1 protein-coding gene is annotated in these 583 nt (G+C 34.3%); it reads left to right on the top strand.

Translation table 11 applies throughout. The features are described from left to right. The first annotated feature begins 22 nt into the window (after positions 1 to 22). Complete coding sequence (locus H4J52_RS02915) at positions 23 to 484, top strand: hypothetical protein (RefSeq protein ID WP_182224189.1); 462 nt, start codon at positions 23 to 25, stop codon at positions 482 to 484. Positions 485 to 583 lie beyond the last annotated feature (99 nt).

Here is a 583-nt window from a genome sequence, read left to right as displayed (position 1 = left end):
GGCGTTATAACCCTAGGATAGTATGAAGAGTATCGTCACTAAATGGATTTTATATTCTTTCTTAGTTGGGCTAATTCCCGTGGTTATTTTAGGTGCTAGTCAAGGAGGGATAGCGCTAAGCCCAATCATATTAATGCTGAGCATTTTAATAGGTCTATTTGGTGCAACCATTCATGTGAATATATTTTCATTTACTAAAGGTAGCAAAAAACAGAAAATTAAATCTTCACTATTCGGGTTTGTTGCATTAACTTTTGTAGCCTTAGTCTTTTATAGCAATAGCCAATGTAATCTCACGGAAGATCAAACTAAAAACCGAATTTTGAGGCATATTGATAAAAAAGAAAATTTAGATGTTAAGTACCTAGGTGAATACAAATTCAATGAAGAAAGTTGCCAAGGTAGCTTTAATTATAATGATCCAAATAACTCATTTAGGTTTATAGTAGACGAGCTTCAAAATATCTACTTTGACAGAGGGTAATCGGGTTATAACAAGCTGTTCAAGCGGGACAAAAAACAGTTTGCTGTTTCGTCCCTCAACATTTTAGCAAACAATTTTTTGCCCCTTAACAGGGCGTTA

It is taken from the genome of Colwellia sp. MB02u-14 (genome assembly GCF_014076915.1).
Lineage (GTDB): Bacteria > Pseudomonadota > Gammaproteobacteria > Enterobacterales > Alteromonadaceae > Colwellia_A.
Note: the sequence above shows the minus strand (reverse complement) of the source record. Positions and strands in the feature narration are given on the sequence as shown.